The sequence below is a fragment of the Lachnospira sp. genome, from assembly GCF_016290755.1.
Lineage (GTDB): Bacteria > Bacillota > Clostridia > Lachnospirales > Lachnospiraceae > Lachnospira > Lachnospira multipara.
The window spans coordinates 1-11,469 of record NZ_JAEEVD010000065.1 but is presented as its reverse complement, the minus strand read 5'-3'; the positions used below and the strand labels follow the sequence as shown (position 1 = coordinate 11,469).

The following is an 11,469-nucleotide window of genomic DNA, read 5'->3' as shown; positions in this document are numbered from 1 at the left end:
AACTGTTTAATTATTTAAAATCCGTCAAGAATGAGAAAGATTTACAAGATTATCTAAGCTATGTTAAAGGACAGGAGCTTAGCTTTAGTCAATATTATAATGACATTTTAGCAAAAAAGAATATTAGTTTAACTGATGCAAGATTAAACTCAGGTCTATCTAAAAGCTATGCTTACGATATTATAAATGGCACAAAAACTAATCCTTCAAAGAACAAAGTATTGGCTTTAATTGTTTCTGCTCATATGGATGTAAAGGAAGCTAATAAAGCACTTAGGCTAATTAACAAAGGAAGTCTTGACCCAAAAAATCCTCGGGATTTTTGCGTTATATCTCACCTTTTACATGACAATTATGATATTAATTCTATTAACCAAGAAATATATGATTTGACACAAGATGAAAGCTTACTTCTACTATAAACAAAAAATCAAGTCTCATGAACGAGACTTGATTTTTTCTATTTTAATTATTACTAAATATCTATTTATATGCTCTACTCTTGTTCAAATATACATACAACGACAATAAAAAAGCCAAAACAATCATTCCTATAGTAATTACTACATGTAAATTTAACAATACATTAATTATAGAAATTACTATCATACATATTGCAATTGTAGTATATCCTTCAAAAAACGATTTATATAAAGGCTCTTTTTTACACCAAAAAAATTCAATTAACGCAATACCCACAAAACCTATTGTGTATATAATTAAATTCACAGGACTAGTTATCCTATTAAAGACTACAATTAATGTCAAAATAAGTACAACTATCAGAGAATATTGTTTATGAACTAAAACATTTATCTTCATATTAAACCTCGCCCTCCAATCCAATATGTTTGTTTAATCGTTTCTTTAATTATACATTACATCTTTTTGATATACATGTCAATTTGCCCTTATTTCCTAATCTCCATGGCCATAAGTCCTATAGCTACAATCAAGAAAGCACAACTTATCCATATAGCATGAATTCCAATATCTTTTGAAAATGTTCCACCAATTCCTGCACCTATTGCAAAAATAAAGATTACGATAAAATAATATGCTGCTTTTTTTAGAGTTTCTCTTTTTCTTGTTCTTGTAAACGCTGATAATGCCGCCATTCCACTTCGTAAATTTCCTATACACATGGTTGTTGCATAAGCATTACCACTTACTTTTCTAAAAGCCTGAACCTGCATTGCACAAGCTAGAGACACTAAAGAATTAGCTAAAATATTATATTTTAAAGGCATAAAGCCTACTACAAAAAGTATTATGATTTCTATTAATAGTACAATTTGTCTCCAATGCACTTTTTTAGAGTATTTAAACTTAAAGCCAATTTGCTCTGCTATAAATACTCCAAGGGCAAAGGCCACTAATGGGACTAGGTACTTAAGTGCATATATATGCTCATTTTTCATAAAATGTGTACTCATAAGTACAATGTTTCCTGTCTGGGCGTTGGCAAATACATTTCCTCTTAAAATATATGTATAAGCATCTTGAAAGCCCCCTGAAAACGCTAGAAAAAGCCCCACAATTAAAGCTTCTGACATCTGTTCTTGTTTTGTAAGTCTACTTGCTAATGATCTCATTAAATTTTCCTCTTTTTTATTCGTAAAAAATCCGCCGCAAAATTGCGACGGATTAAATGTTAAATATTAGCTACTAATTCCTTTAATAACTTAACTGAATTAGCAATTGCCTGCTTTTCAAATGTTGGATAATCAACTGTTGCTGAATCATCTGCCTTATCTGAAATAGCTCTAAGAATAAGGAATGGAACCTTATTGATATATGATACCTGTGCTATTGCAGCACCTTCCATCTCTGTACAGTATCCATGGAATGTTGATTCAATTCTTTCCTTTACTTCTTTATCAGAAACAAACTGATCACCAGATACAACTCTTCCAACATATCCTTTAATCTCTGGTAAAACCTTAGCAACTGCTTCACTTGCAAGCTTTACTAATCTCTCATCTGCTTTAAAAGAAAGTGTATCCATTCTTGGAATCTGTCCTAATTCATAACCAAAGCCTGTTGCATCTACATCATGATGTAGTACATCATTTGAAATAACGATATCAGCGATATCAATCTTTGCATTTAATGAGCCTGCAATTCCTGTATTAATTACGTAATCTGCTTTAAAATCATCTACTAAAATCTGAGTACAAGCTGCAGCATTACATTTACCAATTCCTGAACGTACAACACAAACTTCCTTTCCGTTTAGTGTTCCAGCTCTGAAATTCATACCTGCTTTAGACTCTTCCTTTGTAATGTCCATTGCAGCTACAATCTGCTCAACTTCTTCATCCATTGCGCCAATAATTCCTATCATAGGGCAGCATTCCTCCTTTTGTTATTAATTTTCTAATCTCTTATATAATAATCGATTATTTTATTTCATTCTAATAATAAACTTTATTCATTATAACACATCTTATCTATTATTTAGAATACTTCTTAATTAATTCAATAATAGTTGAAATGGAATCAGCCTGCTTGCTTTCTCCCATTGTCTTTATGAATTCTTCTCTATTCTCATATAATTTATTGATCTGTTCAAGTAATAGAGCACCCTGAATCTTATCATCTTTAATTAAATCGTCCTCATCTAATACTAATGAGTAACCATGTTCCTTAAATGACTTAGCATTAAGAATCTGATCACCTCTACTTGCCTTAGCTGATAAAGGGATTAAAAGGTTAGGCTTCTTAAGGGCTAATAATTCGCAAATAGCATTAGCACCTGCTCTTGATACCACAATATCTGCCATAGCAAAGAGGTCTTTCATCTCCTCGCTAATATATTCAAATTGTCTATAGCCTGGTAATGTCTCATACTTGCTCTCTTTCTTTCCCTTACCGCATAGATGACACACCTGATACTTCTCAAGTAGTTCTGGTAAAATGTCATAAATAGCCTCGTTAACGTGCTTAGCGCCAGTACTTCCACCAACTACCAAAACGATTGGCTTGTCTTCATTAAAGCCACAAAGCTTACGACCTGCTTCCTTGCTTCCTTTAAGTAATTCCTGTCTTATTGGTGAGCCTGTTAAATGTGCCTTACCTGCTGGAAGGTACTTAACTGTTTCTGGGAAGTTGCAGCAAATTGCTGTAGCCTTCTTCATTGCTATTCTATTGGCAAGACCTGGAGTCATGTCGGATTCGTGTATAATTACAGGAATGTGTCTATGTCCTGCTGCAAGCACAACTGGCACTGATACAAAGCCGCCTTTAGAAAATACCACATCCGGCTTAATCTTTCTTAACTGTCTATTGGCTTGAACTATTCCTTTAAGAACTCTAAAGATATCTGATATATTCTTAGCGCTTAAATATCTTCTTAATTTACCTGATGAAATTCCGTGATATTTAACATTTTCCGCTTCAATTAACTGTTTCTCAATTCCATTGTAAGAACCGATGTATTCAATCTCATAACCTGCCTCAACTAATGATGGCATTAAAGCAATATTAGGTGTAACGTGTCCTGCAGTTCCGCCGCCTGTTAGTACAATCTTCTTCACTTTTAAACTTCCTCCTTATACTGTAAAAGAGCAGTTGCCAACTGATCAGGGCAAGATGTTCCTTTTCCACCGCAATCGATACCTTTTAATCTCTTGATTGCTTCGTCTATATCCATTCCTTCGACTAATCGTGAAACACCCTGTGTGTTACCATCACAACCGCCAAGGAATTCCACATCACATACTTTTCCATTTTTCACTTCAAAATGTATCTGTCGAGAACAGACTCCTTTAGTCCTATATACCATACTAAATCCTTCTTTCTTGCATAAATACACAATCTCACTAAGTATAGCATACTTGATTTTGAATTTAAACCAACAAAAGGTTGATTAAAGAAAATAGCCGCCTGCATAAAGCAAGCGACTACTCCCGTTGTTGTCTATAGTTTTATATGAGATCAAATTTATAGATCTCGTCTGAGATATAGCAATAAAGATTATTACTTTGTTATCTTAGAACTCTCTCTTCTTTGAAACAACTGCAAGTGTCATAGCTGATAACATTGCAATGATGATAAATACAGCTAAGCTGTTAGCATCTGCAGTTTTCTTATCTGTTGTTGCAACCTCTGAAGAATCTGCTGCAACTACATCTGTATCTGCTGCGATTTCTCCAGTAACTACAGCTGTGTCAGCTGCAACTTCTGTTGTCTCATTATTAATTTCTTCAGTAGCAATTTCGCCACTTACAACTAATGCTGCACTAGCGTAACCGCCCTCTGAAAGAATTCTTACTTCATGTTCACCTGCTGGCAATGCTGCTACATAATCAGCATTTAATGTAATAATTGTTGAACCAGCCTTAGCTGTGTAGTTTGAAGGATCAATTACTACGCCGTCTACTGATACACCCTTAAAGAGTGAGAAGTCAGCTTCTGATCTAAATACTAATTTAACCTTTTCACCAGCATTTACTGTCTGCTTAGCACCTTCTAGCATTTCAAAGATTACATCTTCATCTGCTGCCACTTCTGTTGAAGGCTCCTCTGTTGAAGGTTCTGTTGGCTCTTCTGTAGATGGTTCTGTTGGCTCTTCTGTTGAAGGCTCTGTTGGCTCTTCTGTTGATGGCTCTGTTGGTTCTTCTGTATCAACTGTAGTATAAACTACTTCACCATCAACTACTAATGTAATATCTGTAAATGTTACATCTGCCTGTCTTGCTGCAAACATACCAACATATACGTAATCTGAATCTACCTTAGTTAAAGCAAAATCAAATCCGCCTGTAACTGTTGTTTCATCACCGAATGTACAAGCATATCCATCTGAATTACTCTGAATCTTAAGATCAAAGCTATCTCCTGCGTTAATTGCTGTATATTTTTCACAAGCACCACCGCTTGTAAGTACGCCTGACTTTCTAGCGAAGCAGTTCCACATGCTAGAACCCTTTGTAATCTTTAACGGACCAGCTGCAACATAATCACCTAATGCATCAGAAAGTGATGTATCAAGATACATGTCATCTCTAGCCATTAAACCAAAGGATACCTGATCATTTTGTGTAATACTATTAACTGTTGCAGTTGCTGTTAAAGTAAATGTAGATCCTACTGGAATCTTATAATAATACATTGCAAGTCCATCAACTGTTGAAGCAATCTTACCATTGCCCTTTAATGCTGCAATTCTTACTCCACCGTTAACTTCCTCTAATGCGAAGTTATCTGTAGAAATCTTATCTGTTCCACCTACATTACCAAATACTGAACCACTCCAAATGCCTACATTTTTCCAAATGCTTGAACTTGTTCCTTCAGCAATTGGTGTATAATCAGCTTCTGTATATTCTGGGTTTACTACTAAAGTATCTGCCTTAGTTGGAGCCTGTGCAGAAACAATATACTTAGCTAAGCTATTATCTGTTTCCTTAACAGCCTGTGTTAAAAGGTAAGCCCAATATGTTGCACCGTAGATATTAGCATGTGTATTATCTACTGATGACTCACTTGATGAATTCCAAGCATGTAAGTAAAGTGTTTCACTAGCACCAAGTTCGTCATATAAGTTCTTAGTAAGTGTTGTCATATCAACAACAGTAATTCCTAAATCCTTACCTAAATTTTTAATTGCCTGTGCGTAATCGCCACCCGCATATTCACCTGATGTAGATGTAATATGAAGATTTGAATTTGACCAAGTACCTGTAGCTGTTCTTCTTACTACTGGTGTACAAAGAATTACAGTTACGCCCTTTTCCTGTGCAATCTTAATGTAGTTTTCGTAAAGTGAATTTGCGAAACTACCTTCTGTTGTATAATCTCCGTTTGGATTTGTATATCTATCTGCTTCTGCCTTCTCATCGTTATGACCAAAGCCAATTACAAGATAATCGCCTTCCTGCATACCATTTATTAATGTCTGGTATTCCTTATCATTTACATAACTCTTTGAAGATCTTCCTGATAGAGCTAAGTTCTGAACTGTTATATTAGATGTTAAGTACTTATATAACTGTGTTCCATAGCCATATCTTGGATAGTAATATGCATCATTAAATGAAGATACTGTTGAATCACCAACTACCCATAAAGTATGTGGTGTTGTATCAGCTTCTTCTGTTGGTGTTTCAGGCTCTGCTGGAGTCTCTGGCTCTGTTGGTGTTTCTGGAGTCTCTGTATTGTTCTTAAGTTCTTCTGCCTTAGTTGTAATTGTAGTAAACATATCCTGTGTATAAGTCTTAAGTAATACGTCTTCTGTATCAATTACACCATCTTTATTTACTGTAAATTCAACATCTCCGTTAGCCTTAACACCACTTGTCTTAGTAGGTGCCTTAACATACTTAGAGATATTTAAGTTACGATTCTGAATTTCTTCAGCCATAAGTCCTGCTGATACTAATCCGCCTAACTTACTTGAATGTGTGCTATCACCGCTGCATAAAAGCTTTGATGCTGTTTTTGAAACTCCATTAGCTGCATTAGGATCATTAGCATATGTTTCTTCATATAAATCCTTAGTTAGCTGGAATTCATCAATTAACATTACATCTTCTTCACTTGCTAACTGCTTAACTGCTTCAACATATGAGTTATATGAATTTTCTGGTACATATGAACCTGCATATGTGTCTGTCTTATCAGTTGCATCGTGATGTGGTCTAATCTTTCCTTCTGCTGTGAAGTAAAGTCTTGCCACTGGTGTTACAAGTACAGGTGTTGCACCTGCTTCTCTTGCAACGTTAATATACTGTAATAAATACCATTTATATGTTCCACCACAATCATATGAATAGAATGTATCACCATATCTATCCTGAAGTGATGTTGGTGTTGCTACCTTAGTTCCTGCTGTTACAGGGAAGATTCCGTTAGCATCAGGCTGTCCTAGTGGAACATATCTATCTTCTCTATAACCTATTTCATTAGCACAGTCATTATGACCAAACTGAATGAATAAGTAATCGCCCTTCTTAATATTAGCTGCAATCTTATCTAGGCTGCCTTCATTAATGAAGTTTCTAGAACTTCTACCACCATTAGCGTAGTTAACAACATTTACCACATCACTATCAAAATAATCCTGTAGATATTCGCCCCAAGAACCTTCTGACTGTGACTTTCCGCCATTATACATACCCTTAGTAGAGTAGTCCTTTACTGTTGAATCACCAGCAAGATAGATATTAATTCCATCACCAATTGTTGGATCTGTAATCTTTCCTGTTGGGTCTTCGTATCCTTCTCTTACAAATGCATCTGTAGTTACTGACTTAGTTTCACCCTTCTGGCCTGAAATTGTCTGAGCTTCTACTTCAAGGCAAATGTGCTTTGATACTGCTGCATCTGTAATCTTGTATGTTCTATCTACACTTGCTGTAGATGTCTTTACTAATTCCTTAGATCCATCATCTGATACAATATACCATCTAAGTACTGATGCATCTGCCTTCATGTTATCACCAAGATCATAGCATGCTGTTAATACATGTCCTGGATAAGGAGCATTAATATCTCCGTTATCAATCATGTATGGATCCTTTTCAAATTTAACGCCTTCTGTTTCTGTTACAAGACTAACTGGTGTCCAATCGCCAAAGTATTCAGATAAGCTAACACTGTTTGCTTCATTTTCATCAATTACGCCTGTAACTCTCTTAGATAAGTCAACCACGCTGCCATCAGTATATGTTGAATTAAATTCTCTATATCTAGCATTTTCTGGCTTGTTAGAACTCATTGTTGTCCAACCTTCATCTAAGATTAAGTCGCTACATATCTTAGTATTAAGATATGTTACATTAGCCTTATCTCCCCAAGGTCTACCAAGGTATCCCTTAGTTACTGTTAAATCATCATTAGCTGAAATTGTACAATTTCTAAATAAATAACCTGCATTAGCACTTGGCTTCATAGCTGTAATATAACCACCTACTGAACCTGTGCTATATCCATAAAACTTTAATTCACATGCATCAAATACACAATTACCATCACCAAAGATATAATCTGTGTTACCTTCAATCTGGCAATGTAAGAAATAAAGTCTAGCATCTGTATTTCCTGTGTAGAGTGTATCCTGGCTACCAAGGAACTTACAATTTGTCATTTCAACATCTGTAGCTTCTACAGCAAATGCTGTTGCTCTTTCTGTTGCTGCCTTAGAAGTTACATCTGCACCATATCTTCTAACAAATGCGATAGAACCATCTGATACTACACCATCTTCTAATTCTTCATCTGTTAAGTATCTGTTAAATGATGCTTCAAATGTAATTCCATCAGCTCTAAATGAATCAGCATTACCTGTTACATAAACTGATGCACCCCACTTAGCAGGGCCATTTTTATCAAATTTATCATATTCGTTTTCAGCATTATAAAATCCTGAATCATCAATACTATAATACTTATAACCAATACCGTAATACCATGTTAACTTAACTTCTTCATTAGTATCATTTACAAAAGAAATAAAAGGAGTATTAACTCTAATCTGCTCTCTGTATGTTCCAGGAGCAATATGAATTGTAATTCTTTCAGTTTCTGAACTTGGGTTCATTAAAGAAGCTGCTTCTACTGCTTCACTAACTGTGTTGTAGTTTAAGCTTCCCTTATCTTCATAACCTACATAAAGATCAGGAACTCTAGTTAATGCATCCTTAGCTGTTGTTGATACAAACATAAGTGCCTTAGTAACATCTGCACCATTTACAACTACATGAGTTGTTGTTCTGTATCCATCAATATCTACTACTGCTTTATAAGAACCATCACGAAGTGAAATCTTATATCCATTATCTGTAACTGTTGCTGTGTATTCGTAAGAATCATCTAAGTTTACAAACTTAAGTGAACTTGGCTTAACACCGTTATTTCCAGTAAATTCACCATTTACTGAATACATTGGCTTAAGCGCAACCTCAATATCCTGTTGTGTGTTATCCTTACAATTTACACTAGCTCCATTAATGATTTCATAATCATTAACGCCCTTTAACTCTGCTGTATAAGTTTCTTCAGCTTCTAAACTAGCGTTAAAGCTTCCATCTGTTGCTATATTAAGTGTTACGTCTTCTGCCATTTCATCTTCTGGATGCATAATTACAGCAAGCTTTGAAATATCATAATCGCTGGCAAATCCTGTAACTTTACCTGTGTAATCACAAAGTTTCTTTTCTTCGATCTTAATTGTTTTATTAGAAATTCCTGTAAGGGCATCATTAAGACTTGTTGTAATTGTCTTTGTCTCTTTAGTTGTACCGTAACCCTTAACACCAATAACATTAGCTGTATATTCTTCATCAGCTGCAAGTACAACTGTGAAATTTCCATTAGCATCTACATTAGCATCAGTTGTAGCACCTGTGCTATCACATGTAAATCTTAATGTGTAATCAGTTAATGAAATACCCTGTGTATCAATTTTTCCAGATACCGCAACACCTGGAATTCTTACTATTCTGTTATACACTGGCTTACCTGCTGCCTTATCTGGGTATATTTTATAATTACCATCGTACTGAGCAATAAATTCATGCTTTACTCCAACGTTAGTAATAGGCTGACCTTCTAGCTGTGATTTAGTCTCATCACCATCTTCGTATCTAAAGTAAATTGTTGATTCAGCAGCATTACTTGTGCCCATATATACAACAATTTTATCTCCTGCCTTTACATTGGCAATATCCATACATCTATTTTGATCAGAGCCTGTACCGTTACAATAATACATACCCATAGCATTGTATCCATCATCATACTTTGTCTGTGCAATATTGTTTAGACCAGCTGTCTTAGTTTCAGCTTTACGATAAACTCTATCTTGTCCAATATAAGTAAGCTTTAAATCATCCCAAGTGATTGTTGCAACTTCGTTCTTATTTTGAACAAATCTACCATTATCACCCAACTTATCATAGTCATCCCAGAATGTTGCACTAATATGGTTGTCATATTTGCTTGTATCTGTTTCTTGTACACCACCAAAATCCCAAACATCGATTTTTCTAGTTGGATTTGAAGCTGCACTAGCAAATGTAACACCACTAAAAATTGTAGTAGCTGTCAAAACTGCGGCACAGACACTACTACTAATTCGTCTAAAAAGACTTCTAGTTCTGTGTTTCATATTTAGTTGTCCTCCCTTAAAAATGTAAGAGGAAAATATTAAGATTAGTGCAAAAAAATCTATCATGGATATATAGCATCCATAATAGATTCCTATGCCTATTAGACATATAATCCTCCCCAAAACAATTAAACCCTAACACCCCTGTTAGAATATGTTACAACTATTTTAAAGAGCTAATGCTCTTTAAAACCACCTTAGAGAATGCGGGTAATCTAAGATGAATAGAAAATGTACTTGCTACACATACATTTCCTACTAGTTGTATACTAATTATAAAGTCTGACATAGTGTCAAGGTCAACGCTTTGAAGCTGATATTTTTGTATTTTTTATGTATTTTTATAATATCTTTTAGAAAAGGTCTTTGTTTTACTCTTTACCTATGCGATTTATTATCATATTTAGGGCATTTTCTCTAAAAATGTTTCTTGAGTACTCTTCAGAACAATGTCTTGTAACATAGTCTCTAGCAGCGGAAAGTACGGGAACTCTACTTGTTAGATTATGAGCGTCGCTAGCCACAAAATCCACCAGGTAATTTTTTATCAATTTTTTTGCACAGCGTCTTGTATTAGTTCTTCCACTTGCAAATAGGGAATCAGCATTTATCTGAATGTATGCTCCCATTTCCCTTAGCTCTTTTATAAGCATTGGCTTTTCTGCAATGCAGGCATATCTTTCCACATGAGCTACAATTGGCTGAAAGCCTGCTAAAAAGCAATCTGTAACTCCTCTTTTTATAGTCTCAAAATCTGTAATAAAGGAAAACTCTAATAAAATGTTTCTAGTAGCGCACATTCTAATTCCCATTAGATCTTTCATTCTATAATCATTTTTACTATCGTCTTCTTTGCCCCATTCATATTCAAACTTTTTTGTCTCGGGATCTTTTACATTTTCCACATCCTCAAAGGTATCTGAGCTATAATAGACTTCTCGTCCGAGATATAAAGATAATTCTGGCAACTCCTTTGCCACTTTTCTTTGGAGTGTATTAAAATTTCTTTGGATCAATTCATATGGTGCCTTGCCTCTTTTAGGTGAATAATGGGGAGTTATAACAATGTCCCAAATCCCATCTTCTCTAGCCATCTTTAACATTTCCATAGACATTTCTAAATTTCTAGAGCCATCATCCACTCCAAAGAGCATGTGATTATGTATATCAATCATTGTCCAATCATAAGTATATTTTCTAGCAAACAATATTTAATCCTCCAGTATTCTAGTAAAGCGGACATTCGGAATCCGCTTCGCTACTTCCTCATGAACGCAGTGGCACTTTGTGCCACCTGTCAGAAGGGGCTTTAACCCCTTCTGACACTAGTAAGCTTTATACCCCCGCTTAAAGCT

The 11,469-nt window shown here is 35.1% G+C and carries 7 protein-coding genes; 1 reads left to right on the top strand and 6 read right to left on the bottom strand.

All coding sequences use genetic code 11. The annotated features are described in order from the left end of the window. Window positions 1-422: hypothetical protein (locus QVA17_RS11375; RefSeq protein ID WP_287389006.1), on the top strand; the 422-nt coding region annotated here is incomplete at its 5' end. A 489-nt stretch (window positions 423-911) separates the two neighbouring features. Here QVA17_RS11375 and QVA17_RS11370 read toward each other — a convergent pair. The 6 genes from QVA17_RS11370 to QVA17_RS11345 form a co-directional block, all read right to left on the bottom strand. Then, on the bottom strand, window positions 912-1,595 hold the full coding sequence (locus QVA17_RS11370; RefSeq protein ID WP_287389004.1) for a YoaK family protein: 684 nt from the start codon (window positions 1,593-1,595) through the stop codon (window positions 912-914). A 59-nt stretch (window positions 1,596-1,654) separates the two neighbouring features. Further along, complete coding sequence (locus QVA17_RS11365; protein ID WP_287389003.1) at window positions 1,655-2,347, bottom strand: 5'-methylthioadenosine/adenosylhomocysteine nucleosidase; 693 nt, start codon at window positions 2,345-2,347, stop codon at window positions 1,655-1,657. Between the two features lie 109 nt (window positions 2,348-2,456). Continuing rightward, window positions 2,457-3,539, bottom strand: a complete 1,083-nt coding sequence (locus QVA17_RS11360; RefSeq protein WP_287389001.1) for an undecaprenyldiphospho-muramoylpentapeptide beta-N-acetylglucosaminyltransferase — start codon at window positions 3,537-3,539, stop codon at window positions 2,457-2,459. Window positions 3,540-3,541: 2 nt separating this feature from the next. After that, window positions 3,542-3,787 (bottom strand): TIGR03905 family TSCPD domain-containing protein, encoded by a 246-nt coding sequence (locus QVA17_RS11355; RefSeq protein WP_074520356.1) that lies wholly within the window; start codon window positions 3,785-3,787, stop codon window positions 3,542-3,544. A 207-nt stretch (window positions 3,788-3,994) separates the two neighbouring features. Further along, the gene (locus QVA17_RS11350) at window positions 3,995-10,114 is read right to left on the bottom strand and encodes a pectinesterase family protein (RefSeq protein ID WP_287388999.1); all 6,120 of its coding nucleotides are present in this window, start codon (window positions 10,112-10,114) and stop codon (window positions 3,995-3,997) included. A gap of 371 nt (window positions 10,115-10,485) precedes the next feature. Continuing rightward, entirely contained in the window at window positions 10,486-11,322 is an 837-nt protein-coding gene (locus QVA17_RS11345; RefSeq protein WP_287388998.1) for a CpsB/CapC family capsule biosynthesis tyrosine phosphatase, read from the bottom strand. Between the last annotated feature and the right edge of the window lie 147 nt (window positions 11,323-11,469).

Excerpts from the sequence above, each read along its gene's own strand:
- QVA17_RS11370 (WP_287389004.1), bottom strand. The coding sequence starts at position 1,595 with ATGAGATCATTAGCAAGTAGACTTACAAAACAAGAACAGATGTCAGAA.
- QVA17_RS11365 (WP_287389003.1), bottom strand. The coding sequence starts at position 2,347 with ATGATAGGAATTATTGGCGCAATGGATGAAGAAGTTGAGCAGATTGTA.
- QVA17_RS11355 (WP_074520356.1), bottom strand. The coding sequence starts at position 3,787 with ATGGTATATAGGACTAAAGGAGTCTGTTCTCGACAGATACATTTTGAA.
- QVA17_RS11350 (WP_287388999.1), bottom strand. The coding sequence starts at position 10,114 with ATGAAACACAGAACTAGAAGTCTTTTTAGACGAATTAGTAGTAGTGTC.